Source organism: Streptomyces sp. TG1A-60 (assembly GCF_037201975.1).
GTDB lineage: Bacteria > Actinomycetota > Actinomycetes > Streptomycetales > Streptomycetaceae > Streptomyces.
Window position 1 is genome coordinate 7,383,725 of record NZ_CP147520.1, and the last position, 26,425, is coordinate 7,410,149.

General features: G+C 71.9%; 22 protein-coding genes and 3 pseudogenes. 16 read left to right on the forward strand and 9 right to left on the reverse strand.

The window, feature by feature from the left end; all coding sequences use genetic code 11:
• Window positions 1–104 precede the first annotated feature (104 nt).
• The 4 genes and pseudogenes from WBG99_RS32435 to WBG99_RS32450 all read left to right on the forward strand — a co-directional run bounded on the left by WBG99_RS32435 (window position 105) and on the right by WBG99_RS32450 (window position 5,226).
• On the forward strand, window positions 105–3,479 hold the full coding sequence (locus tag WBG99_RS32435) for a pyruvate carboxylase (RefSeq protein ID WP_338899755.1): 3,375 nt from the start codon (window positions 105–107) through the stop codon (window positions 3,477–3,479).
• A gap of 32 nt (window positions 3,480–3,511) precedes the next feature.
• A pseudogene (locus tag WBG99_RS32440) lies at window positions 3,512–3,661 on the forward strand (XdhC/CoxI family protein); the annotation flags it as partial.
• Window positions 3,662–3,730: 69 nt separating this feature from the next.
• A complete protein-coding gene (locus tag WBG99_RS32445; RefSeq protein WP_338899756.1) occupies window positions 3,731–4,054 on the forward strand; it encodes a hypothetical protein in 324 nt (107 codons plus the stop codon).
• Window positions 4,055–4,314: 260 nt separating this feature from the next.
• The gene (locus WBG99_RS32450; RefSeq protein ID WP_338899757.1) at window positions 4,315–5,226 is read left to right on the forward strand and encodes a peptidoglycan-binding domain-containing protein; all 912 of its coding nucleotides are present in this window, start codon (window positions 4,315–4,317) and stop codon (window positions 5,224–5,226) included.
• Window positions 5,227–5,242: 16 nt separating this feature from the next.
• On the opposite strand, the gene WBG99_RS32455 is transcribed toward WBG99_RS32450, so the two are convergent.
• Window positions 5,243–5,599 carry a hypothetical protein gene (locus tag WBG99_RS32455; RefSeq protein WP_338899758.1) on the reverse strand — a complete coding sequence of 119 codons (357 nt, stop codon included), beginning with the start codon at window positions 5,597–5,599 and terminating at the stop codon, window positions 5,243–5,245.
• A 269-nt stretch (window positions 5,600–5,868) separates the two neighbouring features.
• On the opposite strand from WBG99_RS32455, the gene WBG99_RS32460 reads away from it, so the two are divergent.
• Window positions 5,869–6,732 (forward strand): fructosamine kinase family protein, encoded by an 864-nt coding sequence (locus WBG99_RS32460; RefSeq protein WP_338899759.1) that lies wholly within the window; start codon window positions 5,869–5,871, stop codon window positions 6,730–6,732.
• Window positions 6,733–6,883: 151 nt separating this feature from the next.
• Here the strand turns inward: WBG99_RS32460 and WBG99_RS32465 are convergent, their stop codons facing one another.
• Window positions 6,884–9,055: a TerD family protein gene (locus WBG99_RS32465; RefSeq protein ID WP_338899761.1), complete on the reverse strand. Its 2,172-nt coding sequence runs from the start codon at window positions 9,053–9,055 to the stop codon at window positions 6,884–6,886.
• A 463-nt stretch (window positions 9,056–9,518) separates the two neighbouring features.
• Here WBG99_RS32465 and paaA point away from each other — a divergent pair, with 463 nt between their 5' ends.
• From paaA to paaE, 5 genes are read left to right on the forward strand one after another with little or no spacing between them, the layout of a single operon-like run.
• A complete protein-coding gene (gene paaA, locus WBG99_RS32470; RefSeq protein ID WP_338899762.1) occupies window positions 9,519–10,514 on the forward strand; it encodes a 1,2-phenylacetyl-CoA epoxidase subunit PaaA in 996 nt (331 codons plus the stop codon).
• A complete protein-coding gene (gene paaB, locus WBG99_RS32475) occupies window positions 10,511–10,807 on the forward strand; it encodes a 1,2-phenylacetyl-CoA epoxidase subunit PaaB (RefSeq protein ID WP_338899763.1) in 297 nt (98 codons plus the stop codon). The genes paaA and paaB overlap by 4 nt, the downstream gene beginning before the upstream one ends.
• Window positions 10,808–10,817: 10 nt before the next feature.
• A complete protein-coding gene (paaC, locus tag WBG99_RS32480) occupies window positions 10,818–11,645 on the forward strand; it encodes a 1,2-phenylacetyl-CoA epoxidase subunit PaaC (RefSeq protein ID WP_338899764.1) in 828 nt (275 codons plus the stop codon).
• Entirely contained in the window at window positions 11,639–12,145 is a 507-nt protein-coding gene (gene paaD, locus WBG99_RS32485; RefSeq protein WP_338899766.1) for a 1,2-phenylacetyl-CoA epoxidase subunit PaaD, read from the forward strand. The genes paaC and paaD overlap by 7 nt, the downstream gene beginning before the upstream one ends.
• On the forward strand, window positions 12,145–13,260 hold the full coding sequence (gene paaE, locus WBG99_RS32490; RefSeq protein ID WP_338899767.1) for a 1,2-phenylacetyl-CoA epoxidase subunit PaaE: 1,116 nt from the start codon (window positions 12,145–12,147) through the stop codon (window positions 13,258–13,260). Before paaD ends, paaE begins: the two co-directional genes overlap by 1 nt.
• 562 nt (window positions 13,261–13,822) lie before the next feature.
• Here the strand turns inward: paaE and WBG99_RS32495 are convergent.
• Window positions 13,823–14,311, reverse strand: a complete 489-nt coding sequence (locus WBG99_RS32495) for an Lrp/AsnC family transcriptional regulator (RefSeq protein WP_338899768.1) — start codon at window positions 14,309–14,311, stop codon at window positions 13,823–13,825.
• A 233-nt stretch (window positions 14,312–14,544) separates the two neighbouring features.
• On the opposite strand from WBG99_RS32495, the gene WBG99_RS32500 reads away from it, so the two are divergent.
• Entirely contained in the window at window positions 14,545–15,438 is an 894-nt protein-coding gene (locus tag WBG99_RS32500) for a sugar phosphate isomerase/epimerase (RefSeq protein WP_338899769.1), read from the forward strand.
• A gap of 47 nt (window positions 15,439–15,485) precedes the next feature.
• Here WBG99_RS32500 and WBG99_RS32505 read toward each other — a convergent pair whose 3' ends face one another.
• Entirely contained in the window at window positions 15,486–15,803 is a 318-nt protein-coding gene (locus WBG99_RS32505; protein ID WP_338899770.1) for a hypothetical protein, read from the reverse strand.
• A gap of 298 nt (window positions 15,804–16,101) precedes the next feature.
• On the opposite strand from WBG99_RS32505, the gene WBG99_RS32510 reads away from it, so the two are divergent.
• Both WBG99_RS32510 and WBG99_RS32515 read left to right on the forward strand, forming a co-directional pair.
• Window positions 16,102–17,592 carry an FUSC family protein gene (locus tag WBG99_RS32510; protein WP_338899771.1) on the forward strand — a complete coding sequence of 497 codons (1,491 nt, stop codon included), beginning with the start codon at window positions 16,102–16,104 and terminating at the stop codon, window positions 17,590–17,592.
• Between the two features lie 113 nt (window positions 17,593–17,705).
• Window positions 17,706–18,073 (forward strand): annotated as a pseudogene (locus tag WBG99_RS32515) (beta-propeller fold lactonase family protein); the annotation flags it as partial.
• A gap of 99 nt (window positions 18,074–18,172) precedes the next feature.
• Here WBG99_RS32515 and WBG99_RS32520 read toward each other — a convergent pair.
• The 3 genes and pseudogenes from WBG99_RS32520 to WBG99_RS32530 all read right to left on the reverse strand — a co-directional run.
• Entirely contained in the window at window positions 18,173–19,096 is a 924-nt protein-coding gene (locus WBG99_RS32520; RefSeq protein ID WP_338899772.1) for a hypothetical protein, read from the reverse strand.
• A 192-nt stretch (window positions 19,097–19,288) separates the two neighbouring features.
• Window positions 19,289–20,266, reverse strand: a complete 978-nt coding sequence (locus WBG99_RS32525) for a BadF/BadG/BcrA/BcrD ATPase family protein (RefSeq protein WP_338899774.1) — start codon at window positions 20,264–20,266, stop codon at window positions 19,289–19,291.
• A pseudogene (locus tag WBG99_RS32530) lies at window positions 20,263–20,436 on the reverse strand (uracil-DNA glycosylase); the annotation flags it as partial. The pseudogene WBG99_RS32530 and the gene WBG99_RS32525, both read right to left, overlap by 4 nt.
• A gap of 174 nt (window positions 20,437–20,610) precedes the next feature.
• Here WBG99_RS32530 and WBG99_RS32535 point away from each other — a divergent pair.
• Complete coding sequence (locus WBG99_RS32535; protein ID WP_338899776.1) at window positions 20,611–21,288, forward strand: uracil-DNA glycosylase; 678 nt, start codon at window positions 20,611–20,613, stop codon at window positions 21,286–21,288.
• A gap of 283 nt (window positions 21,289–21,571) precedes the next feature.
• Here WBG99_RS32535 and WBG99_RS32540 read toward each other — a convergent pair whose 3' ends face one another.
• Window positions 21,572–22,657 carry an exo-alpha-sialidase gene (locus WBG99_RS32540; RefSeq protein ID WP_338899777.1) on the reverse strand — a complete coding sequence of 362 codons (1,086 nt, stop codon included), beginning with the start codon at window positions 22,655–22,657 and terminating at the stop codon, window positions 21,572–21,574.
• Window positions 22,658–22,893: 236 nt separating this feature from the next.
• On the opposite strand from WBG99_RS32540, the gene WBG99_RS32545 reads away from it, so the two are divergent.
• Window positions 22,894–23,475, forward strand: a complete 582-nt coding sequence (locus tag WBG99_RS32545) for a hypothetical protein (protein ID WP_338899778.1) — start codon at window positions 22,894–22,896, stop codon at window positions 23,473–23,475.
• A gap of 84 nt (window positions 23,476–23,559) precedes the next feature.
• Here WBG99_RS32545 and WBG99_RS32550 read toward each other — a convergent pair whose 3' ends face one another.
• On the reverse strand, window positions 23,560–24,342 hold the full coding sequence (locus WBG99_RS32550) for a pectate lyase (RefSeq protein WP_338899779.1): 783 nt from the start codon (window positions 24,340–24,342) through the stop codon (window positions 23,560–23,562).
• Window positions 24,343–25,129: 787 nt separating this feature from the next.
• On the opposite strand from WBG99_RS32550, the gene WBG99_RS32555 reads away from it, so the two are divergent.
• Window positions 25,130–26,377, forward strand: a complete 1,248-nt coding sequence (locus WBG99_RS32555; protein ID WP_338900563.1) for a PHB depolymerase family esterase — start codon at window positions 25,130–25,132, stop codon at window positions 26,375–26,377.
• The last annotated feature ends 48 nt before the right edge of the window (window positions 26,378–26,425 follow it).

Genomic DNA, 26,425 nt, shown 5'->3' on the forward strand with positions numbered 1-26,425 from the left:
TAGGCCAGACCTCCGATCACCAGAGCGTGACCGGACTCTCATGGCACGGCAGCGCCATTGCCGGGACCATGGTGACTCTCACCCGCAGGCCGAAGGGATCGGGAATGCTCCGCAAGGTACTGGTCGCCAACCGTGGCGAGATCGCGATCCGCGCGTTCCGCGCCGGCTACGAAGTGGGCGCGCGGACCGTCGCCGTCTTCCCCCACGAGGACCGCAACTCGCTGCACCGGCTCAAGGCCGACGAAGCCTATGAGATCGGCGAACCGGGGCACCCCGTGCGGGCCTACCTCTCGGTCGACGAGGTCATGCGCGCCGCCCGGCTGGCGGGCGCCGACGCCGTCTACCCGGGCTACGGCTTCCTGTCCGAGAACCCCGAGCTGGCCCGGGCCTGCGAGGAGGCGGGCATCACGTTCGTCGGGCCGAGCGCGCACATCCTGGAGCTGACGGGCAACAAGGCCCGCGCGGTGGCCGCAGCCCGCGCCGCCGGCGTACCGGTCCTCGGCTCCTCGGAGCCCTCCACCGACGTGGACGAACTGGTCCGCGCGGCCGACGGCATCGGCTTCCCCGTGTTCGTGAAGGCGGTCGCCGGCGGCGGCGGACGCGGTATGCGCCGCGTCGCGGAGCCCGCCGCGCTGCGCGAGGCCATCGAGGCGGCCTCCCGGGAGGCCGCCTCCGCGTTCGGCGACCCCACCGTCTTCCTGGAGAAGGCAGTCGTCGAACCCCGCCACATCGAGGTGCAGATCCTCGCCGACGGCCACGGCGACGTCATCCACCTCTTCGAACGCGACTGTTCCGTCCAGCGCCGCCACCAGAAGGTCATCGAGCTGGCGCCCGCCCCGAACCTCGATCCGGCCCTGCGCGACCGGATCTGCGCCGACGCGGTACGGTTCGCCCGGGAGATCGGCTACCGCAACGCGGGCACCGTCGAGTTCCTTCTCGACCGCGACGGCAACCACGTCTTCATCGAGATGAACCCCCGCATCCAGGTCGAGCACACGGTGACCGAGGAGGTCACCGACGTCGACCTCGTGCAGTCCCAGCTCAGGATCGCCGCCGGGGCGAGCCTCGCCGACCTCGGGCTCTCCCAGGAGACCGTCAGCCTGCGCGGCGCCGCACTCCAGTGCCGTATCACCACCGAGGACCCCGCCAACGGTTTCCGCCCCGACACCGGCCGTATCAGCGCCTACCGCTCGCCCGGCGGCTCCGGCATCCGTCTCGACGGCGGAACCACCCACGCCGGTACGGAGATCAGCGCCCACTTCGACTCGATGCTCGTGAAACTCACCTGCCGGGGCCGCGACTTCACCACCGCCGTCAACCGGGCCCGGCGCGCGGTCGCCGAGTTCCGCATCCGCGGCGTCGCCACCAACATCCCGTTCCTCCAGGCCGTCCTCGACGACCGGGACTTCCAGGCGGGACAGGTCACCACGTCGTTCATCGAGCAGCGCCCGCACCTGCTCACCTCCCGCCACTCCGCCGACCGGGGCACCAAGCTGCTCACCTATCTGGCCGACGTGACGGTGAACAAGCCGCACGGCGAACGGCCCGCCCTCATCGACGCGGCCACCAAACTGCCGAGGCCCACCGTCACGGAACCCCCGGCCGGTTCCAGGCAGAAGCTCGTCGAACTCGGCCCGGAGGGCTTCGCCCGCTGGCTCCGCGAGTCGCCCACCATCGGCGTCACCGACACCACCTTCCGCGACGCCCACCAGTCGCTGCTCGCCACCCGGGTCCGTACGAAGGACATGCTCGCCGTCGCCCCCGTGGTGGCGCGGACCCTGCCGCAGCTGCTCTCCCTGGAGTGCTGGGGCGGCGCCACCTACGACGTCGCCCTGCGCTTCCTCGCCGAGGACCCCTGGGAGCGGCTGGCCGCGTTCCGTGCCGCCGCGCCGAACATCTGCCTCCAGATGCTCCTGCGAGGCCGCAACACCGTGGGCTACACCCCGTACCCGACCGAGGTGACCGACGCCTTCGTCCAGGAGGCCACCGAAACCGGCATCGACATTTTCCGGATCTTCGACGCGCTCAACGACGTGGGCCAGATGAGGCCCGCCATCGACGCCGTACGGGCCACCGGAACGGCCGTCGCCGAGGTCGCCCTCTGCTACACCTCCGACCTGTCCGATCCCGCCGAGCGTCTCTACACCCTCGACTACTACCTTCGACTGGCCGAGCGGATCGTCGAGGCGGGCGCCCACGTCCTGGCCGTCAAGGACATGGCGGGACTGCTACGTGCCCCCGCCGCCACGAAGCTCGTGTCGGCGCTGCGCCGTGAGTTCGACCTGCCCGTGCACATCCACACCCATGACACGGCAGGCGGCCAGCTCGCCACCTACCTCGCCGCGATCCAGGCCGGCGCCGACGCCGTCGACGGAGCCGTGGCGTCCATGGCGGGCACGACGTCGCAGCCGTCGCTGTCGGCGATCGTGGCCGCGACCGACCACTCCGACCGGCCCACCGGCCTCGACCTGAAGGCCGTCGGCGACCTGGAGCCCTACTGGGAGAGCGTCCGCCGGATCTACGCCCCCTTCGAGGCGGGCCTCGCCTCACCGACCGGCCGTGTCTACGACCACGAGATCCCCGGCGGTCAACTCTCCAACCTGCGCACCCAGGCGGTGGCCCTCGGTCTCGGCGACCGCTTCGAGGACATCGAGGCGATGTACACCGCCGCCGACCGCATCCTCGGCCACCTGGTCAAGGTCACCCCCTCCTCCAAGGTGGTGGGCGACCTCGCCCTGCACCTCGTCGGCGCCGGCGTGGCCCCCGAGGAGTTCGAGGCGACACCGGACCGGTTCGACATCCCCGACTCCGTCATCGGCTTCCTGCGCGGCGAGCTGGGCACGCCGCCCGGCGGCTGGCCCGAGCCCTTCCGCAGCAAGGCCCTGCAGGGCCGCGCCGACGCCAAGCCCGTGCGGGACCTCACCGCCGAGGACCGGACCGGACTGGAGAAGGACCGGCGGGCCACCCTCAACCGGCTGCTCTTCCCCGGCCCGACCCGCGAGTTCGACACCCACCGTCAGACGTACGGCGACACCAGCGTCCTCGACAGCAAGGACTTCTTCTACGGCCTCGGCCCCGGCGAGGAGTACGCCGTCGACCTGGAGCCCGGCGTGCGCCTCCTCATCGGCCTGGAGGCCGTCGGTGAGGCCGACGAACGCGGTATGCGCACGGTGATGGCCACGCTCAACGGCCAGCTGCGCCCGATCCAGATCCGAGACCTGTCCGCCTCCTCCGACGTTCCTGTCACCGAGAAGGCCGATCGCTCCAACCCGGGCCATGTCGCCGCCCCGTTCGCCGGCGTGGTCACCCTCGCCGTCGCCGAGGGCGACGAGGTCGCGGCCGGCGCCACGGTCGCCACCATCGAGGCGATGAAGATGGAGGCCACCATCACCGTCGCGAAGGCCGGACGCGTCTCCCGCCTGGCCATCAACAAGATCCAGCAGGTGGAGGGCGGCGACCTTCTCGTCGAGGTCGCCTGAGGCCCGGCGGGCGGCGCCGTGACCGACGGACCCTCGGCGCCCGTACGCCCGAGGAGACCGCCCTGTCCATCGCGGCGGAGATCGTGGCGACCCGGCGCGGCGGTACGGGCGTACCGCTGACCGGTTGCAGGACGCCGATCCATCGGGAGGCAGGGGAGCGGAGAGCCGTCGCGGCGGCCTGAGTACGTGGGCGGAGCGATTGAGTATCCGGTCAGGTACCCCGCACCCCGGCCCGCTGGTGCACTGGCGTCATGGACACGCACACCTCGCACCCGCGCCCCCTGCGGAACGTCACCGCCGCGGCCGTCGCCACCGGTTCGGCCCTCGCGGTGGCACTGCTTCCGCTGGTGCTGGGGGCGTTGGCGGCACGGTCGGTGGGCGGCGACCCGATGGCGTCGGTCAACGCCCTGATCGCGGGCGGCGGCGAGCGGGCCAGGCTGTGTCGGGACCAGTTGCCCGTCCTGCGGGGCATCCGGAGGACATCCCGCGGGACGGGCGGGCGGTCGGCCCTGCGCCGACTACTGGCCGGCGGTGAGGATGTACGTGGTGAGGTCCGCCACGGTCGTGAGCGGTGACGGGGAGTCCAGGTCGGTTCCTTCCGCTCCGGCGCACGAGGTTGATGTCAGAGGCATGACATGCCGACACCGGGTCGCGTACCAGCCCCGCCATGTGAAGACCTGATGAAAACGAACTCGCCCTTGCCGTAGGAGGGTTGCCCTCCGGGTGGCTGCTTTTCGCCCCTGCGGGGATGTCTTGGTTCGAGCTTCAAGCAAATCTTGTGGATTCCGTGTAGAAGATCTGTTGAAGCTCTGAAGCCGCCGAAGAGGGACCACGCGTGAGTGAACCGACAGCCCCTGCCTGCCCCCAGTGCGACACGCCCCGGGCGGCGGACGGCACCCCGGCCTGTTCCTGTGGCCGTCTCGCGTCGGATGCCCACCGCGACACCCGAACGGCGCAGGCTGAGGCCGCGGAGGACTTCGACCCGGTCCGCATACGCCCGTTCGTGAACGTCGGCGACGACACGGCGGATCCCGACGGCCCGCAGCGTCCGAGTCCCGTGGAGGAGGGCGAGGTGCCCCTGCCTCCTGTCGAGCCGCACGGCGGCGCGCCCACCCGCCCCCATGCCGGCGGACGATCTCCCCTCGGCAGCGCGCCGGCGGGCCCGCGACGGCGGCGCCGAGCGGCGCTGGCCGCGGGAGTGGGGGCCGCGGCGGCGGCCGTCCTGGTCACCGGAGGAGTCATCGGCGGCCTGTTCTCGTACGAGGCACCCTCGCGAGACGGCTCCGCCCCCGGCGATGTCCGAGCGGGCCTCCCGGAAGCGGCACCCGACGCGACCCCCTCGTCCTCGGCCACCCCGTCCGGCCCGGCGTCCTCGCCACCGCCCTCCGGGGCCGCCTCCACCTTTCCGGCCATCACCCCGACCGAAACCGGGCCCACCCCGACCGACCCCACCACCCCGACCAGGACCCCCTCCAACAGCGGCACCACCGGCACGGCAGCCCCCGCCCCGCCCGACGCCCAGCCCCCCGTCCTCAGCCTCGGCGACACCGGACCAGAAGTCACCGAACTCCAACTCCGCCTACGTCAGACCAACCTCTACAACGGCCCCGTCGACGGCCACTACGACCGCGACGTCGAAAGAGCCGTCCGCGGCTACCAGCTCACCCGAGTCGTCCTCGCCGACGAGCCGGGCGTCTACGGTGAAGCGACGCGCACGTCCCTCGAATCCGAGACCTCCAAACCGTGACCCCGGCGTGACGGGGTCAGGCCGCCTTCTCCTGCGCGGGGCGCGACGGCGCATGCCGTACGGCCGGGCTGACGGCGGCGGCGAGCGACACGGCGGTCGGTATGAAGACGCGGCCGGTGGGGCCAACGGTCGTGAGCAGGCGGCCGACGCCGAGGGAGGCCGGCGGCATGCCGACCGTGAGCGTGTCCGCCCCCGACGGCGATCGGGACGGTGGCCGGTGTCGTGCCGCGACGAGTTCGCTGATCAGCAGGATCCGGCGGTGGTCCCATCGGTCCACCAGCGGTCCTGCCGGCAGGTGGGCGATGGGAAAGGGGAGCGTGTCGGCGGCCCCGACGATTCCCGCCTCGAAGGGCGATCCCGTGGTCACGAGCACGGGCAGCGGTATCGCCGTGCCGCTGGTCCGGGCGCCCGGGGTCGAGACGGTTTGGCCGCTCCACGGCGCGACGAACTCGCGATTGCGCTACAAGGGAGCGCTCATGTTCATATGCATGAGCCGACTTCGGGAGTCTGAATGATCGGCCGGGCTGCGAGGCGTCGCGGACCCATGTCGAGTCATGGGCCGCGGATTTCACCGGCATCACACGGGGGACGCGGGGAAGCCTGTCCGGCGGCTGAGAACACGCAATCTGGAGGTGGTTCGCCGTGGCCGACAGCACGGCACCCGGCGCCCTGGCGGCCCGGCTCACCGGCCGCCCGGCGACCGGGGAACGCCGGATGTCCGGGACGCTCGCCGAAGTGACCCTCGACGACGGCAGGGTCGTGGTCGTCAAGCTCGGCGACGGCCCCGGCGCGGCACAGGCCGAGGCGGCCGGGTTGCGCTGGCTCGCCGAGGCCGACGCGGTCCGCGTCCCGGCGGTGTACGGCCACGACGGGGGCCGCCTGGTGATCGACCGGGTGGCGCAGGGGGCACCGAGTGCAACGGCGGCGACCCGGCTGGGGGGTGCCCTGGCCGCCGTGCACGCCACCGGCGCGCCGGCCTTCGGCGCCCCGCCGCCCGGCGGCCCGAAGGAGGCGTACATCGGGCGCGCGCCCATGCGGAACGTCCCCGGCACCGACTGGCCGGCCTGGTACGCCGAACACCGGGTGCTGCCCTATCTGCGCCGCGCGGTCGACGACGGCACGATCCGCCCGGCCGAGGCGGCCGTGGTCGAGGACGTCTGCGCGCGGCTGCCGGACCTCGCGGGCCCCGCCGAGCCGCCCGCCCGGCTGCACGGCGACCTGTGGAACGGCAACGTCCTGTGGGGCGCCGACGGCCACGCCTGGCTCATCGACCCGGCCGCACACGGCGGCCACCGCGAGACCGACCTGGCGATGCTGGACCTCTTCGGCTGCCCCCACCTGGACCTGGTGCTCGCCGGGTACCAGGAGGCCGCGCCCCTGGCCGACGGTTGGACCGAACGCGTCGGCCTCCACCAGCTCTTCCCGCTGCTGGTCCACGCCGTGCTGTTCGGGCGGGGTTACGCGGAACAGGCCGTGGAAACGGCTCGGGCGGCGCTCGCGCGCTGAGCGCGGGCGCCGCCCGGAGCGAAGTGAACCGGGAGGCGCCGTGGGGCGCCGCCCGGTTCGAAGCCGACGGCGAGGAAAGCGAAGGAACTCGTTTCAGGAAGGAGTTGAGAAGGAAGCCCCTTCATGGCCTCGCCGTGGGCAACGCTAGCACTCAGCCCGGGATCAGGTCGCGCAGATTTTCGAGGGTGATGACCCGGGAGTCCGGGTGCAGCCCCTCGGGACGTTCGAGGCCGATGTACGTGACGGGCTCGTCCGGGACCGCCTCGCCGTCCCACAGGTCCAGGGCCGTGGTGTCACCGGACATGAGGTCGATCAGATACCCCACCGTCAGCTGCTCCCGCTCCACGAGGGCGCGCACCACCTTGGACACCGACACCTGGTTCTCCTCGACCCGGTTGGCCGATGAGATGCCCCTCAGATACAGGTGCAGCCACTTCGCGCGCCACCGGCCGTCGTCCCCGCGCCGGAACACCAGTGGCAGTGCCACGCGGCCCACCCCGCGCAGCTCCGACTTCATCCGCACCGTGCGCGGCTCGAACGGCCGGCCCTTGTGCTCGCCGTCGCGCACCATGAACCCGAAGAACGACTCCTCGACCTCCTCGAAGCCCTCGCCCGCGTAGATGTTGACCTGCGGGACGATGAACGAGCTGCGCACCCGGTCCAGGGACAGGTCGATGAACTCCGAGGCCCCCTCGGGCGCCTCGGTGACATCGCCCGAGTGCCGGCCCCCGAGGGCGGTGAGGGACGTGTAGGAGAGCCAGGAGTCGGTGCTGTAGTCGCTGTGGAGAAGCAGCGCCGAGAGGTCGTAGTCGGTCCGGTCCTCGTTCTCCTTCCAGTACACGAAGAAGCGCAGCCGCTCGCCGTCGACCGCCGAGACCGATCCTCGCGGCAGTACGCCGAGCCCGGCCGCGGTCGCCCGGCCGCTGAGCGGGAGCGCCACGTCGAGGATGTCGGGGTCGAGCAGCAGTCGGCCCGGCGCAGGGAGCCGACGGCGCAGCTCGGAGTCGAGGGCTGCGATCAGTCGGTCGCGGTCGGGGGCCGGTACCGGCGGCCGGAAGTCGGGGGCCACCCAGGCGCGGCCCCGGCGGTTGACGAAGACGCGGGGCTCGTCGCTCTCCCGCTCCCGGTTGTGGAAGTGCTCGCGCACCGACAGCACGACCCGGCCGGAGACCTCGGGAGCGACCTCCACCGCGGCGGCCACCACCGCGTCCCGCTCCTCCTGGTCGGCGGCGACGCGCAGCAGGAGGTCCAGGGCGCGGAACAGCTTGCCGGGAGCGGACCGCAGCAGCTTCACCGCGCCGAGCACGTCGAACTCGTCGAGCAGCTTCTCGACCAGGCTGTCGAAGGACCGGGCCTCCTTCTCGCCCCGGGCGACGGCGAACACGTCGGCGGCGTGCGGCCACCGGGGGTACTCGTGCGGGTGCAGGCGCTCGCCCAGCCGCTTGAACGGCTCCCGGTACGTGTGCACATCGGCGAGCTTGGCGGGGTTCGCCGCGACCACGCCGTCCAGGCCCGCGAGCAGCGCCCGGCGTACCGGCCGCGACATCGCCCGGAACCGGGTCGGCTCCTGCAGCGTCACGTCACCGCCCGACAGCGCGCAGGCCAGCCGCAGCACATCGGTGACGGTGTCCAGCAGAAGGTCCGCGCCGACGTCGAGGCGGGCCCTGTTGACGACCGCCCGGTTCTCCCGGACCGGGATCGCCTCCGGCTGGGGGCCGGGCGCGCACCGCTCGGCGAGGGTCTTGAGGTCCCGCAGGCCGTCCTCGCCCAGCGGGGTGGTGCTGCCGGCCAGAGCCAGGTAGAGCGCCGTGAGTTCGCCGTCCAGGTCGGCGCCGAGGTGCAGCACGGTCACCCGGTCGCCCGCCGAGGCGATCAGCTCGTCCTGCGCCGCGAGCAGCTCCTCGTAGGTGTGCTGGTACCGGCCGTACGTGGGGAGGCTGAGCAGGTCCAGCACTCCGTGGGCCAGCTGCGTGAGCACGTTCTCGCGCGCACTGTCGTCGCCGAGAGCCTTCGCCACGCACCGCGTCCAGAACTCCTCGGTGTCCGGCACGTTCGCGGGGAAGTCGATGAAGTAGGAGTTGTGCCGGACGTGGTCGCCCACCATCTCACGCACGGTGCGCAGCGTCCGCGAGGCCGTGTGCGCGACCGCGGCCGTGGACAGCCCCGACAGCCGCTCCATCAGCTCCGTCGAGAGCTTGAAGCCCACGGACAGCAACGCCACGTCGAACTGCCGTACGGCGGCGGTGCTTTCGCCGGCGGACCCCTTGGGGACGGGAAGGCGGTGGGTGTGCCGGATGACCAGCGATGCGAGACTCTGCTCCATTCCGGGATGATCGCAGAGGTGTGCGAACCGGCGCACCGGAGATTCGGGCTGCGAGCTGCGGGCGGCGCGGCACAGGCGGGGCCGCGGCACCCGCCGCGGTTGCGGATCGAGGAGACGCTCGACGGACTTGTACCTGCCGGGCCGCTCTGCCGCGCCGGCCCGGCTGCTGAAGCGTCGGCCCGGGGATCGGGGGCTGGTCACGGAAACCCCCACACACCCGCCGCGACCACCTTCGCCGCGGCCGGTGGCGCGGCTCCCCGCGTCCCCGCGGTGGCCCCTCGACATCTGGTCGACCTGTGGCGAGCAACATTCGGTTACCGTGCGTCACGGCCCAGTGGTCCAGACGCGCCACCCCCTGCCGAGAAGTCGTCGCGATGCCTACCGGCCGTCCGGGGTCTTGCCCGTCCGCGCCCATCGCGGCACACTGATACCGAACGAATGGTCGGTTGGGAAGCTGGTATCGATGACGACGACAGACTCCGCCGGGGCGCCGTCCCAGGACCCCGAGGACACCCCGGACGCGCTCCAGGAGCACTTCGACGCGACGATCGCGCGGAACCAGCGGATCGAGCCGCGCGACTGGATGCCCGAGGGCTACCGCAAGACCCTCGTCCGGCAGATCGCGCAGCACGCGCACTCCGAGATCGTCGGCATGCAGCCGGAGGGCGAGTGGATCACCCGGGCGCCCTCGCTGCGCCGCAAGGCGATCCTCTTCGCCAAGGTCCAGGACGAGGCGGGCCACGGGCTGTATCTGTACTCGGCGGCGGAGACCCTCGGCGCCGACCGCGCGGACCTGACCCGGCGGCTGATCGAGGGCCGTCAGAAGTACTCGTCGATCTTCAACTACCCGACGGCGAGCTTCGCCGACGTGGGCGTCATCGGCTGGTTCGTGGACGGCGCGGCGATCTGCAACCAGGTCCCGCTGTGCCGGAGTTCGTACGGACCCTACGCGCGCGCGATGGTGCGGATCTGCAAGGAGGAGTCGTTCCACCAGCGCCAGGGCTACGAACTGCTGCTGACGATGATGCGCGGCACCGCCGAACAGCGCGAGATGGTCCAGGACGCGGTGAACCGCTGGTGGTGGCCGTCACTGATGATGTTCGGCCCGCCCGACGACGCCTCGCCCAACTCCGCGCGGTCCATGGCCTGGAAGATCAAGCGGCACTCCAACGACGAACTGCGGCAGCGGTTCGTCGACATGACCGTCCCGCAGGCCGAGAAGCTGGGCGTCACCCTGCCCGACCCGGAGCTGCGCTGGAACGAGGAGCGAGGCCGCCACGACTTCGGCACCCCCGACTGGGACGAGCTGAAGCGCGTGATCACCGGCGACGGGCCGTGCAACGCACAGCGGATGGAGCGGCGCAGGACGGCCCACGAGGAAGGCGCCTGGGTCCGCGAGGCGGCCACCGCCCACGCGGCCCGGCAGAGCGAGCGAGCCCGGAAGGGGACGGCGGCATGACCGGCACGAACAAGGGCGACTGGCCGCTGTACGAGGTCTTCGTGCGCGGCAAGCGCGGGCTGAACCACGTCCACGTGGGCTCGCTGCACGCCGCCGACGACACCATGGCCCTCACCCACGCCCGCGACCTGTACACCCGCCGCAACGAGGGCGTCTCGATCTGGGTGGTGCGCTCCGCGCACATCGCCGCCTCCACCCGCGACGAGAAGGACCCGTTCTTCGAGCCCAGCGCCGACAAGGTGTACCGCCACCCCACCTTCTACGACATCCCCGACGACGTCCCGCACATCTGAGGAGCAGGGCATGAGTGACGACCACGTCTACCTGACCCTCGCCGAGGGACACGAGGACGACGCCCGGTGGGCGTACGGCACCGGCTTCGAGGACCCTCTGCACGGTGTCGACACCGCCGTGCCCGAGGGCGTCGACACCGCCCGGCTCGCCGCGGACTGCGTCGCCCTCGCCGACGACGCCCTGGTCAGCGCCCAGCGCCTCGCCGAGTGGACCACCCGCGCCCCCGAACTGGAGGAGGAGGTCGCCCTCGCCAACATCGGCCTCGATCTCCTCGGCCAGGCCCGTCTGCTGTACTCCCGCGCCGGCCAGGTCGACGGCACGGGACGCGGCGAGGACGCGTACGCCTATTTCCGGGACGCCGACGACTTCCGCAACGTACGCCTCGCCGAACTCCCGATCGGCGACTTCGCGTTCTCCATCGTGCGGCTCCTCGTCCTGTCCAGCTGGCGCCTCGCCCACTTCGAACGGCTCGTCGACCATCCCGACCCGGTCCTGGCCGCGATCGCCGCGAAGGGGGTCAAGGAGCTGACGTACCACCGGCAGTACGCCGCCGAGTGGGCCGTGCGGCTGGGCGACGGCACGCCTCGGTCGCACCGGCGGATGCGCAAGGCGATGGAGCAAGTGGCCCCGTACTTCGGCGAGTTGTTCACCGCCTGTGACGTACGGGAGGCGGTCGCCGCCGTGCTGCGCCAGGTCACCGAGGCGGCCGGGCTGCCCATGCCGGTGTACCGGCCGCTGGCGGGCGCGGGCCGCGCCGGCGACCACGGCGAACATCTCGCGCCGCTGCTCGCCGAGTTGCAGAGCGTGGCCCGCGCCCACCCGGGGGCGACATGGTGACCACCCTGACCGGCGCGCGGCGCGCCCGGCACATCGCCGAGCAGGTGCCGGACCCCGAACTGCCCATGCTGACCCTCGCCGACCTCGGCGTCCTGCGGGACGTGGAGCTGACCGAGGACGGCACGGTGGTCGCGAGCCTGACCCCGACCTATTCGGGCTGCCCGGCCATGGCCGAGATGCGCGCCGACGTGGCCGCGCGACTGCGGGCAGCCGGATATGAGCGGGTGGAGATCCGCACGGTCCTGTACCCGCCGTGGACCACCGACTGGATCACCGACACCGGCCGACGCAAACTCACCGAACACGGCATCGCCCCACCCGCGGCGGCCCCCCGAGGGCCCGTCCCCCTCCTGCTGTCACCCACCCGCCGCACGGTCCCCTGCCCCCGGTGCGCGTCGGCCGACACCGAGGAGACCTCCCGCTTCGCCGCCACGTCCTGCAAGTCCCTGTGGCGCTGCCGCACCTGCCGCGAGCCGTTCGAGTACGTCAAGGAGATCTGATGGAAGGTTTCACGGAAGAAACGACGGCCACGGCGGTGCGCCCGCGCACCCGCCGCCGTCCCGCCTTCCACCATCTCCGTGTCGTCGCCGTGGAGCCGCTCTGCGAGGACGCGGTGGCTGTCGGGTTCGAGATCCCGCCGGGGCTGGCGGAGGAGTTCGCGTTCGCGCCGGGCCAGTCGCTGACCTTGCGGCGGGAGACCGAGGGGCGGGACGAGCGGCGGTCGTACTCGATCTGCTCGCCCGCTGGTTCGGCGCCGCGCATCGGGGTGCGGGCGGTGCCGGGAGGGCTGTTCTCCTCCTGGCTCGTCCACGACCTACGGCCTGGCGACACGGTCGAAGTCATGGCCCCCACCGGCTGCTTCACCCCCGACCTCGGCACCCCCGGCCACCATGTGCTGATCGCGGCGGGCTCCGGCATCACTCCCATGGTCTCCATCGCCGAGTCCGTGCTGGCCGCGGACCCCCGATCGACCGTGACCCTCTTCTACGGCAACCGCCGCAGCGGGACGGTGATGTTCGCCGACGAACTGGCCGACCTGAAGGACCTGTATCCGGCCCGCTTCCAGCTCGCCCACGTCCTGTCCCGTGAACCCCGCGAGGCCGAGGTGCTCTCGGGCCGCCTCGACGCCGGACGGCTCTCGGCGCTCGTCGACTCCCTGGTCGATGTCGGCACGGCGGACCACTGGTGGCTGTGCGGCCCGCACGGCATGGTCCGCGACGCCCAGCGGGTCCTGGCCGGACTCGGCGTGCCGCCCGACCGCGTCCACCAGGAACTGTTCCACGCCGACGACGAACCCGTACGGGAGGCGCGGCACGAGGAGGCCGCCGCCGAGGGACCCCTCAGCGAGGTCACCGTCACCCTCGACGGCCGCTCCACCACCGCCGCCTTCTCCCGCGAGCGGAGCATCCTCGACAGCGCCCAGCGCACCCGCCCCGATGTCCCCTTCGCCTGTAAGGGAGGCGTCTGCGGTACCTGCCGGGCCCTCGTCACCGACGGCAGGGCCGACATGCGCCGCAACTTCGCCCTCGAACCGGCCGAGGTCGCCACGGGCTACGTCCTGACCTGCCAGTCGTACCCGGTCTCCGAGACACTGGCGGTCGACTTCGACACGTGATGTCGATGCCCGAGCGTTCGGGCGGAGACGGCCAGGCGGGCCGAAGGGGCGCGGGGAACCGGACGGCCAGCCCTCACTCAACCGGTAAGCGCCGGACAACCCCACCCACCCGAGTGATATCGCGGGGGCGGAAGGGGCACGACCCCTGAGGTCGGGACGGGCAGGGGCCGGCCGGGGCGACGTGCCCACGGTCGGCCGTCCCTACCCACCGTCACCTCTGATGCAATCGCTCCACCAGGATGTCGATCACCAACGGCGGCCGAGGCCCGATGCCGATCATTACCCCGTCCGCCAGGTCCTTCACCCGTCAATCCATCCCGGCCGGCGTCTCCCGGATCACCGGGATGTCCACGAGCCCGTCGACGCCGCCCACCGATTCCAACCCCTCGCCCATCATGAGGATCACATCGGGCTGGGCCTTGACGAGGGCCTCGCTGGTGAGGGGGGAACGGCTTGTCCGGGCCCGCGGTCACCCCCGCGTCCCGTGCCCCGGCGGGACGGCGGCACCGGCACCGCGCGGGTGCGCGCCGGACAGTGCTCATGAACGCCAGGATGCCACCGGTCAGTTCCTCGCCTGCCCGCCCGCCGCCGAGCCGATCGACTCGACCAGCGGCGACAGCCGGTACGGCACCCGCTCCCTGAGCGCCACCTCCGTACGGGTGCGCACCACGCCCGGCAGGCTGATCAGCGCCTGGATGACATCCTCCAGATGCGCGTTGTCCCGGGCCACGACCCGCGTCAGAAGATCCCCGCCGCCCGTGATCGAGAACGCCTCGATGATCTCCGGCACGGCCGCCAACGCGTCCCCCACGTCGTCGAGGTGTCCCTGAGTCACCTCGATGTGCACGAAGGCGAGCACCGGGTGGCCGAGAGCAGCGGGGGAGAGCGACGGACCCGTACCCGTGATCACGCCGTCCCGCTCCATCCGGTCGAGCCGCGCCTGCAGCGTGCCCCGTGCGACGCCGAGCACCCGGGCGTACTCCCGCACACTGGTCCTCGGCTGCTCCAGAAGCAGCCGCAGAATGCGCGTGTCGAGTTCGTCCACAGCCATGGTCCGCCGGCCTCCCTCAGCCATTCAGTCATCATGAAAACAGTACGGATGGCCCACCGAACCGCACACCGGCCGAGTCATCCTCACTCGGCCGCGGCCCTGACGGCCTTCCGGGGAGAAATGATGTCGTCGATGACGGCGAAATGATGGATCCGAGGGGCTTCAGTAACACCAGGCGTGGACCTAGCGTTGGCGCCCGTGAAGTTGTTGATCGGCAGCCGAAAGGCCACGGCATGACCACCCCACCCCCGTCCCTGAACAGGATCGCCGGCGCGCCCATCTCCTGGGGCGTGTGCGAAGTGCCCGGCTGGGGCCACCAGCTGACCCCCGAGCGTGTGCTGAACGAGATGCGGGAGGTCGGCCTGGCCGCCACCGAGATCGGCCCCGAGGGCTTCCTGCCCGGCGAGCCGGACGCCATGGCCCAGGTCCTCGCCCACCACGACCTCCACGCGGTCGGCGGCTTCACCCCGCTCCTGCTGCACGTGCCCGGCCACGACCCGCTCCCGGAGGTCGAACAGCTCCTGGAGAGCTACGCGGCCTCGAACGCGGAGGTCCTCGTCCTGTCGGCCGTCACCGGCCGGGACGGCTATGACTCCCGCCCGGAACTCGACGCCGGCGGCTGGAAGCTGCTGCTGTCCCACCTCGACCGGCTCGCCTCCCTGGCCGCCGAACGCGGCGTACGGGCCGTCCTGCACCCGCACGTCGGCACGATGATCGAGAACGGCGACGAGGTCCTGCGCGTCCTGGAGCACTCGGCGATCTCGCTCTGCCTCGACACCGGCCACCTGCTCATCGGCGGCACCGACCCCGCCGAGCTCACCCGCCAGGCCCCCGAGCGGATCGCCCACACCCATATGAAGGACGTGGACGCCTCCCTCGCCGCCAAGGTCCAGTCCGGCCGCCTCGCCTACACCGAGGCCGTACGCAAGGGCATGTACCGCCCGCTCGGCGCGGGGGACGTGGACGTCCGGTCGATCGTCACCGACCTCACCGCCCGCGGCTACGACGGCTGGTACGTCCTGGAACAGGACACCATCCTGACCGGGGAACCCAAGGAGAAGGGGCCCGTCGAGGACGTGTGGGCCAGCGCCGAACACCTGCGCGCGGTCCTGCGCGGCGCCGCGTGACCGTACACATGGTTGATGTGTTCTTGATGGAACCGGGCCATGACCTCTCAGGCCGTCACGACCACCGAGAGCAAGACGAGCACGGTGGGCGGTAGGAGCATGGCCAGCAGGTGGCTCAGCGCCGTCCGGGGCATGCCCAGCACGCCGAACAGCATCAGCCCGCCCACGAGCCAGACACCGAAGAGCGGGACCGTGGCCTGCCAGGCCGCGGTTTCCTGCTCCCTCGTGGTGGGCTCGAAGAAGGGCGTGGCGCCGATCATCGTCAGGCAGAGCACACTGCACAGCAGCACGTCACCCACCCCGACGGCGACCGCCGTCGACCGGTCCGCCTGACGCGCTCGTCTCCAGGGCCCTGTGACACTCATGGGGTCAGCCTATCCAGGGCCGGCCGGAGCGCGATGATCCATTGGCCTGCCAGCCCTCGGCTGCCACTCTTCAGAGATGTGCCAATGGTGCAGTCGGAGAGGTGGCTGTTGAACCATTGGGCCAGAGATGCTTATCTCTGTCGTATACACGTACTGCGGCGCCGCGTGGTGCCGGACGGCGACGTAGCCGGTCCGGAGCGCGACGCCTTCGCTGTGCCCGCCGGCCAACTGGCATCCCGGACCGCCGTGGGGGGTGGCGCGCACCACGGCAAGGGGACGGCACACGGCCATGAAGAGGATGTTCACAGCACCTGATCCGGGGCGCCTGAGGCTGCGGAACTCGACCCGCGCCGTCATCGGTGTCGGCGTCGCGGTGACAGCCTCCGAACTGGGCGGCTTCTCGCTCCCCGCGTCGATCACCGGGGGGCTGGCGGCGCTCCTCGCCCTGTTCACCGTCACCGACCCGACCGTGGGCGCCCAGCGGATCACCACCGCGCTGCTGCCCGTGGCCGGGTTCCCGGTCCTGGCGCTGGCCGCCACCCTGCACGGCGTCACAGTCGCCCGCGACGTCGCGTTCGTGGTCACTGTGTTCTGCGGGGTCTACGCCCGCCGCTGGGGAGCACGCGGTCAGGCGCTCGGGATCTTCGCGTTCATGAGCTTCTTCGTCACGCAGTTCCTCCGCACCGTCCCCGCCCAACTGCCCGAGTTGTACGCCGCCATGGCGCTCGCGCTGCTGGTGGCCGGCGTGGTGCGCTTCGTCCTGTGGCCCATCGAACGCGGTGTCCCGCCCCTGGCGGTCCCCGCCGAGTTGCCCCGCACGGGGCTGGCGCGGCCCACCACCCGGCAGGCCTGCCAGGCGGCGGTGGCCTGCTCCCTCGCGCTCCTCGCCGGGCAGGCGTTCTCCGAGGACCGTTGGTACTGGGCTGTCGGCACCGCCTGGTGGATCTTCGCCAACACCACGTCCCGGGGCGAGACCCTGGTCCGCGGTTTCCGCCGCGTCCTGGGCACCGTGGTCGGCGTCGCGGTCGGTGTTCTCGTCGCCATCCCGCTGAACGGGGCCCCCGGGCCGTCGGCCGCGCTGGTCGCGCTCTGCGTCTTCGGCATCTTCTACACGGCGGCCGTCTCGTACTCCTGGATGATCCTGGCGGTGACCGTCATGGTCAGCCTCCTCTACGGACTGCTGGGCGTGCTGGATGCCGGCCTGCTCGCCCTGCGTCTCGTGGAGACGGGCGTGGGCGCGGTGTTCGCCATGCTGGCCGTGGTCCTCGTACTGCCGGTCACGACGCACGCGACGAACGACGCCTGGATCCGGCGGACCCTGCACTGCGTGCACGCCGCCACCACCGCCACGGCCGCCCGGTTGGAAGGTGACCCCGAGGCCGATCCGACGCCCCACGCCGCCGAGTTGGATCTGTTGTTCGGCCGGGCGCGGGTGGCACTCGCTCCGCTGGTGCACCCGCTGAACCCGTTCCGCGCTCGCAAGGAGCGCGCCCGTCAGGCCCTTCAACTGCTCGACGACTGCGTCAACGAGGTGCGTGCCCTGGTCTCCGCCACCGCCGTGCCGGCCAGGTCGCACGAGGCCTCCCTGGTCGCCGCCTGCTGGCGGGTGAAGGCCGCCGTGGAGGCGCTGACGCTCCGCGATAGGCGGGCGGCTGTCGCAGGTCCGCACGATTCCTGTCAGGCCGAGACCGGGAAGGCCCATCTGCATCTGCGCAACCTGGAGAAGGCGCTCTCGGAGCTGGCGATGCCGCTCGGGACGCCTCCCGGTTCCCGTTGGGCCGGTTCGTAGGCGCCGACACGACCTCTCGCCGTCCCGGGCGCCACGGAGGGCGGCACCGCCGGGGCCCGCAGGGCGCTTCCGGTACCCTGTGCGAGTTTTGGTCTAGACCTATCATGGCCCGCACGGTCACCGTGTGCCGCTGGAGCGCCTTTGACGGGCTGCTGGAGCCGCCGGAGAGGCGCCGGTGCTTCCGGACGCCCCGCGGGGCGACGCGTACCCCTGGGGCGTCGTCGTGTCGACCGACGGCCGCTTCGTGTGGACGGCCACACGCGGCACGGACGTGCTCTCCGTACTCGCTGTCGAGGGCGTGGGGCTGCGACTGGTCACGACCGTGCCCTGCGGCGGCCACTGGCCGCGCGCCCTCGCGTACGCCGCCAGCGAACACTCCGGCGACATCACCTGGTTCACGGTCGACCCGGACACGGGCGTACCGGCACCCGGCGGCTCGATCGTCGCGCCCGCGGCCTCCTGCGTGGTCCTGGGTGCCTGATCGACACGGACGCCGGCACACGTACGGCCGAGGGCCCGCTCCTGCGAGAGGAGCGGGCCCTCGGCCGTACGGGCGTGGTCCGGATCGGGTGCTCCGGAGTCAGCGGACCGGCATGCCCTGCGGCTGCTGCGGCGCGATACCGAGTGCCGTCGTGTACTTGCCGAGCGCCAGCTTGCCGATCGCCGGGTAGGGGCCGAGCGCCTCGGCGGCGGAGCAGCCCGCCTCCTTCGCGGCCTCCTCGATCAGCCCGGCGTCGATCTCCGGCCCTATGAGGTACGGCGCGAGCGCCAACTGCTGCGAGCCCGAGGCGCGCAGCTGCTCGGCCACGGAGGTGATCGAGCCCTCCTGGTCGAGGGCGGCGGCCATCACCGGCACGGCGAGCCGCGCCGCCAGCAGCATGCCCGTGATTCCGGCGGCCTGCACGGCCTCCTCGCCGCCCACGGAGGCGAGGACGATGCCGTCCGCGGCGGTGGCGACGGTAAACAGCCGGGCCCGGTCGGCGCGGGCCAGACCGGCCTCGGACAGGCGCACGTGCAGCGCCTCGGCGAGCAGCGGGTGCGGGCCGAGGACGTCGGTCAGCTCGGCCGCGATGCGGCTCTCCATGACGGCCTGGCGGACCTGGCGCAGCGTCGCGCTGTCCGGACCGGCCAGCAGGGGCACGACGACGGCGACGGGGCCGTCCGGTTCCTTGACGTCGAGGCCGGCGGCGCGGGCCTGCTCGTAACGGGCGGTGCGCTCCTCGGCGGCGTGCGCGAGGACCGACTGCAGCGTGGGGAACTCGTCGGTGCCACCGTCGACGTAACCGATACGGGCGTCGAGGCCGGGCAGCTCGGAGCGGGCGATGCTCACGACCTCCTCGGCGAGGCTGCGCGTGGCGGCGCTGGGTGCGCCCGGCACCGCGAGGACGAGCGCGGGCGCGCCCTCGGGAGCCGCCAGCGGCTCGGGGCGGCGGTGCCGCCCGGGCTGGCGGGGTCGCGGCATTCGTACTGGCAGGCCGGACGCGGGCCCAGTGGGGGAACTCATGGCGTCGCATGTTACTGGCTTCTTGGGCTCCCCTGTTCGGGGAGGGTGCAGGTGAGCGGTATCCGTCCGGATTTGTCTGATGAGTTACGTGCCGATCGGCCCGAGCGATACCGCATTTATCTGCTGAGCAGTGCTCTTGGGTGGGCACGTTGATGCTTGTCCGACAGGCCGGATTGCTTCCTGTTTCAGGTGCTATTCTTCGGTCGCCGCGTACAACATCCGCTCGTCGTACGGCAACCCGGTCCCGCCGGCCGCCAGACCGGCCGCGATACGCACGGCGCCGATCAGCGGATCCCCTTCCGAGGACACCCGCCGCGCCTGCGGCAGCCGCTCCGCCAACTCCGCCGCCAGAGGGGCGAGAAGTGGGTCGCCCAGCCGGAACAGGCCCCCGGTCAGCGCCACTCGGGGCTCGCCCGAGACCGGACAGACGGCAGCCGCCGCATCGGCCATGTGCCGGGCCGCCTCACGCAGGATGCCCGCCGCCACAGGGTCGTCCCCGGCGCAGGCGGCCACGTCGGGGGCGAAGGACGCGAGCACGGCCGGACGGTCGGGCCTCGGGTAGAGCAGGCCGGGAAGACCCTCCAACGGGCCGAACGACTCCTCGGCGCGCGCCAGCAGAGGGGCCGAACCACCGCTGCGCCCGTCGTACGCCCGCAGCGCCGCCTCCAGCCCCGCCCGCCCGATCCACGCCCCGCCGCCGCAGTCGCCGAGCAGATGCCCCCAGCCGTCCGCCCGACGCCAGCTCACCAGGTCCGTACCGATCGCGATCAGTCCCGTACCGGCGGCGATCACCGCACCCGGCCGCACACCGAGGGCGCCGGTGTAGGCGGCGACCGCGTCGGCCACCAGCGCGATCCGGCGCACACCCCACTCGCGCGTCAGCGCCGCCGGCAGCTCGGCGCGCAACTGATCACCGAGCGTCGCGAACCCCGCGGCCCCGACGGCCACCGCGGCGGGGCGGTCACATCCGGCGTCGTCGAGCAACCGCCGCGCCATGGGCAGCAACTGCTCCCACAGGTGTCCGGCGTCGATGCCCCTCGCGCCGGTCCGCACCGGTTCCCCCGACGCGACCGGCTCGCCGACCTCCTCGGAGCCCCGGGCCAGCACCGCGCGCAGCCCCGAACCGCCGGAGTCCACCGCGAGCACGACGGGAGGCGCGCCGCCGGTCATGGCAGGCGCCGGTCCACCGGGGCGCCGCCCTGCCGGGCCAGGAGGTCGCCGGCCCGGCTGAAGGGACGGGAGCCGAAGAAGCCGCGGTCGGCGGACATGGGGGAGGGGCGCGCGGACTCGACGGACGGGAGGTCCACGAGCAGAGGGCGGAGATCGCGGGCGTCACGGCCCCCCGGGATCACTGGACGCAACAGGCTCCCCCCTTCCCGGTGACCGGCCGCGCGATCCGCTCGACCGGCTCGCAGACCTCGACGAGGAGGAAGAGTAGCGCCGAAAGCCGTGTCCATGCGTGAGAGCTTCTCCGCTGTACAGGGGCATGTCGCGTACCAGTAGAGTGACGCGCCGTGGCACCACGACCCTTGCATGAACTTGTTGAAGCGGGCTGGGCGAAAGCTCTCGAGCCCACGGCCGAACGCATCGCCGCCATGGGCGACTTCCTCCGGGCCGAGATAGCCGCGGGCCGGACCTACCTCCCGGCCGGGGCGAATGTGCTGAGGGCCTTCCAGCAGCCCTTCGACGACGTCCGCGTTCTGATCGTCGGTCAGGATCCCTATCCCACGCCGGGGATGGCGATCGGGTTGAGTTTCGCGGTGGCGCCTGAGGTGCGTTCGTTGCCGGGCAGTCTGGAGAACATCTTCCGAGAACTCCATACCGACTTGGGGCTGCCCAGGCCGTCGAACGGGGATCTGACGCCGTGGACCCGGCAGGGGGTGCTGTTGCTCAACAGGGCGTTGACGACGGCTCCCCGCAAGCCGGCGGCACACCGTGGCAAGGGGTGGGAGGAGGTCACCGAGCAGGCGATCCGGGCGCTGGTGGCACGCGGTACGCCGCTGGTGTCGGTGCTGTGGGGCCGGGATGCCCGCAATCTCCGGCCGCTGCTCGGGGATCTTCCCGCGATCGAGTCCGCCCACCCGTCCCCGATGTCGGCGGACCGTGGTTTCTTCGGCTCGCGCCCGTTCAGCCGGGTGAACGACCTGCTCGAGCGGCAGGGTGCCCAGCCGGTGGACTGGCGCCTGCCGTAGGGCATCGCTGTCGCGGCGGCCGAGCCTCTTGTCGAGGAGCGCGCGTCCCAGTGGCGGTTCGGGGGTGCCGAGCCCGCTGTCCTGGAGGAGATGTCCCGTCGCATCAGCGACCTGTGGGCCAACGGCCCCGGGGGCTGGGCGCACGAGTGGTCCCTCCTTGCCGAGCGGGCCGGGAAGGACGGTGATCTCCTGAAGGCCAGCCGCCTGTACGGGATCGACAAGTTCCTGGTCCTCGGGGGCAACGCGGCGTACGCCGGTATCCGCGTCGAGCACACCGGGCCGCTCAGCCGACGACCGCCGCGCGCACGCACAGCACGTCCGGCAGATGTGACAGCAACTGCCGCCAGTTGTCGCCGTCGTCGGCCGACGCGTACACCTCGCCGTTGCGGTTGCCGAAATAGACGCCCGCCGGGTCCGCGTCGTCCGTGCACATCGCGTCGCGCAGGACCGTGCCGTAGTGGTCTTCCGTCGGCAGGCCCGCCGACAGCGGCTCCCAGCTCTTGCCCGCGTCCGCCGTGCGGAAGACCCGGCAGCGGTGGTCGGCCGGGACGCGGTCCGCGTCGGCGTTGATCGGGAAGACGTACGCGGTGTCCCCACGGCGCGGGTGGGCCGCCGCGGCGAACCCGAACGTGGAGGGCAGGCCCACGCCGATGTCCTCCCAGCGCGCGCCCGCGTCGTCGCTGCGGTACACCCCCCAGTGGTTCTGGAGGTACAGCCGGTCGGGGGTGGCCGCGTCCCGGGTCACCTTGTGCACGCACTGGCCGAACTCCGGGTTCGGGTCCGGCAGGAACACCGCGGAGACACCGGAGTTGGAGGGCGACCAGCTCGCGCCACCGTCCTCGGTACGGAACACCCCGGCGGCGGAGACGGCCACGGTCACCGCGCGCGGGTCGCGTCGGTCGGTGAGGATCGTGTGCAGTCCCTCACCGCCGCCGCCCGGCGTCCACCTGCCGCGGGTCGGGTGCTCCCACAGCGGCCGTACCAGCTCGAAGGTCTCTCCCCGGTCCTCGGACCGGTACAGCGCGGCCGGCTCCGTGCCCGCGTACACCACGTCCTGTTCGGCGGCCGAGGGGTGTAGCTGCCACAACCGCTCCAGCGAGGCGCCGGTGTCCTTGGGGAACCTGACGGCAGGACGGGCCGGTTCGGTCCAGGTGCGGCCCAGGTCGTCGGAGTGGAACACGGACGGGCCCCAGTGCGTGCTGTCGCCGCCGACCAGTAGCCGGGGTGTGTCCGCACGGGTGTCGATCGCGACCGCGTACACGGCCTGCGCGTTGAAACAGGGGGTCTTGTCGAACGCCCAGGCGCCGCCGCGCCGCCGTCCGATGAACAGCCCCTTGCGCGTGCCTACGGTGAGCAGTACGTCGGCCATCCCGGCCACCTCCTGGACATCGTCGTCTCAGTCACGGGCCAGTCTGCACCCCACCACTGACAGTCACCTCTCGGGACGTCTGCGCCGCCGGTCAGAGGGCGTGGGGATGCGCGGCGCGAGGGTCGGGGAAGGTCCTGGCCGGGCGGGGTGACCCACATCGCATGAGCGGCCGGAGGGCGGTCGTCGTACGGGAGGGCGGTCCGGCAGTCCTGCGTGTGCGAGGGAGCGTGCCTTCGATGGTGGCATTCCGTGGTCCGAAGGTGTGGCTGTGGCGCTGGCGGCGTAACCCGCTCAGAAGGCGCGGTGACCGTCTGGAGTCCTGGGTCGTGCTGGTCACCTGGGCTCTGACCCTGCTCGGCGGGGTGATCACGGGTCTGCCGGCCGCGGAGTCCGTCGAGTCGAATCTCGCCCGGCAGCGCACCGAATGCCACTCCGTCGGCGCGGTCCTCACCGAGGACGCGCCGGAGCCGTCCGGCGCGAACGGGACCGGCACGGGCAAGGTGTGGGCGCAGGTCCGCTGGACGGCGCCGGACGGTTCCGCGCGCGAGGGGCAGGCCCGGGTCGAGCCCGCCGCCCTGCGGGGCAGCCCGGTCACCGTCTGGACGAACGCCGAGGGCCTGCTGGTCACCAAGCCCGCCACCGAGGCCCAGGCCCGCCTGCGAGCCGTGCTCGTCGGCGGCCTCGCGGCGGTCTTCGTGGCCGCCGTGCCGTTCGTGGTCGGCCGGCTCGTCCGGGGCCGTATGGAGCGGCGGCGGATGGACCAGTGGGACGAGGAGTGGGAGCGGATCGGTCCGCTGTGGGGGCGCAAGACCTGGTGAGAACGGCCGACGGCCGGACGCGGCCCGTGGGGGAGGCTCCGTCCGGCCGCCGGGAGCGGACTCACCGGTGGGTGACGAGCGGTCTCACCTGTAGGTGATGTCCGAGGCGGAGTACTTGCAGTTGGTGCTGTCGGGGCCCGTACCGACGGCGGTGTTGTTGTTGTACTTCTGACACGGGACGACCTTGCGGCCGCTGTCGTTGAGGATCGTGATCCTGCGCAGGGTCGCCACGTCGCCGCGGTTGACGTTGATGCCGACCAGGCGCGCGGTGGAGCCCGTCCCGGTGACTTCGATGTTGTTGAGGTTCACCTTGCGCGTGTACTGCGTGGAGCAGTCGCCGCACGAGCGGTACAGCGTCTTGAACTCGCTGACCGCGAAGTTGGAGATGTTGAGGGTGCCGCCCCCGTTGTGCTGGAAGACCTTGTCGGCCGCCTTCTTGGCGCCGCCGCCGGTCACGGTGTAGGTGGACCCGCCTCGGAAGGTCGCCGCGTCCTCGCCGACGTCCTCCCACCACACGTTCTGCAGTGTGCAGTTGCCCTCGCAGTGGATGCCGTCGGCGCCGGGCCTGCCGATGACGACGTTCTTCAGCGTCGCGCCGTTCGCGAGTTTGAAGATCGGGTCCTGGCCCTCATCCTGGCCGTCGCCGGCCAGGGCACCGCTGCCGTAGTAGCGCACCATGCCACCGTCCCTGGTGCCGGACACCGAGATGGTGGAGGACACCGGCTGGCTCCTGGTGGGGGTCGGCCAGGTGGCGGCGTTCGCCGGAGTGGCGCCGCTGGTCATGATCATGCCAAATGAGAGACTGAACGCGGCGAACGTACCGGTCAGCGCGCGTGTGCGGGCGCGCGATCGTGCTGCAGAAGTCATGTCCCGATTCCTTCTGTCGTTCGGGCGGAGGGGGGTTGTCAGAGCTTTCCGGCGCCCGCGCCCGACGTCGTCTGCGGCGGCCACCAGGACTGATCTTCGAACTGGTGCACGTGGGGGGACGGTGGGCATGCGGGGTGCATCCCTTCAGGGAGAGCCGATTGGCTATGTACATGAACGATATTCATCATGTTGCTCAGCGCGTGCCTGCCGAAGGGTCGAGGCGTGAACCCCGATGTGCATGTGGAGCGGTTTCCGGGGAGTGGGGGGGCCGGTTGCGCATCGCCCCTTCCGTGGGGCGCCGGTAGCTGGTTCACACTGCTGAACGGAACGTAGAGGGCAAGCGCTTTCTAGTCAACGCTTTGCGCAGAAGACGTCCGTCGGGCCTGGTGAGGGCGGTCGGCCGTACTCGGCGGGGCGGTCGACCGGTCGCCACGGAGGGGCGTGAGCGAATTCTTTCGACGTGTGGGAGCGCTTCCATGGCAACAATGTCCATGTCACGATGCTCGCCGGGCGCCTACCTTCCGGAAGGGGCGAGTCGATGACGACTCGACGTATGCGGACGCGCATCGGCGGACTGGCACGGCGTTGCCCGGCGCCTGCGTGACGGTCCTGCCGCCCGCTCCGGCGACCGCCGACGACTCCCGGACCGGCCCGGCGGACTTGCCGCGCTACTCGTCCCGCTGTACTCGTCACAGGAAGGCACAACGACGTGAACCTCACCCCCCACGGCCCCACACGGAGACCGCTGCGTACGGTCCTTGTCGCGCTGTTGGGAGCGCTCGTGCCGATGCTCGCGGCCACGCTCCTCACCGCGCCCACGGCCGCCGCCGCGGACACGAGGGCCGGGGCCGCTCCCCGCGCGGCGCTCACCGAGATCACCGGCTTCGGCGCGAACCCCAGCGACCTGCGGATGTACCTGTACGTGCCGGACAGCGTCACCACCAACCCGGCGATCGTGGTGGCCGTGCACTACTGCACCGGTTCCGGCCCGGCGATGTACAACGGCACCGAGTACGCCTCGCTCGCCGACCGGTACGGCTTCATCGTCGTGTACCCGTCCGTAACCCGCAGCAGCAAGTGCTTCGACGTCGCCTCGCCGCAGGCACTGCGCCGTGGCGGCGGCAGCGACCCCGTGGGCATAAAGTCCATGGTCGACTGGACGGTCCGCACCTACGACGCCGACACCGACCGCATCTTCGCCACCGGCATCTCCTCCGGCGCGATGATGACCAACGTCCTGCTCGGCGACTACCCCGACGTGTTCGCCGCGGGCGCCGCCTTCTCGGGCGTGCCCTTCGCCTGCTTCGCCACCACCAACGGCTCCGAGTGGAACAGCGACTGCGCCAACGGCACCGTCAGCCGCACACCACAGGCCTGGGGCGACCTGGTCCGCGGCGCCTACCCCGGCTACACCGGGCCCCGGCCGCGCATGCAGCTGTGGCACGGCACCGAGGACGACGTGCTGCGCTATCCCAACTTCGGCGAGGAGATCAAGCAGTGGACCAATGTGCACGGTGTCAGCCAGACACCGGCCGCCACCGACTCGCCCCAGTCCGGCTGGACCCGCACCCGTTACGGCGGCACCGGTGACCGTGCCCCCGTCGAGGCCGTCAGCCTCCAGGGCGTCGGTCACAACCTGTACGCCTGGGGCATGGCCGAACGCGTCCTCACCTTCTTCGGCCTCAACAGCTCCGGCCCCGCGCCCGAGCCCCCGGCCGGCCCCTGCAAGGTGAGCGTCACCACCAACGCCTGGAGCACCGGCCTGACCGCCTCCGTGACCATCACCAACACCGGTACGACGGCGGTCAACGGCTGGAAGCTGGGCTTCACCCTGCCTTCCGGACAGACCATCACGAACGGCTGGGGCGCCACGTACAGCCCGGCGAGCGGCGCAGTGACCGCCACCAACGTCGCCTACAACGCCGCGATCGCGCCCGGCGCCGGCGTGAGCGTCGGCTACCAGGCGAACCACAGCGGCAACAGCGCCGCACCCTCGGCGTACACCCTCAACGGGACGGTGTGTACGGCCGGTTGACGTGCCCCGGACCGCCCTTCGGGTGCGTGCCCGCCGGCCACGCACCCG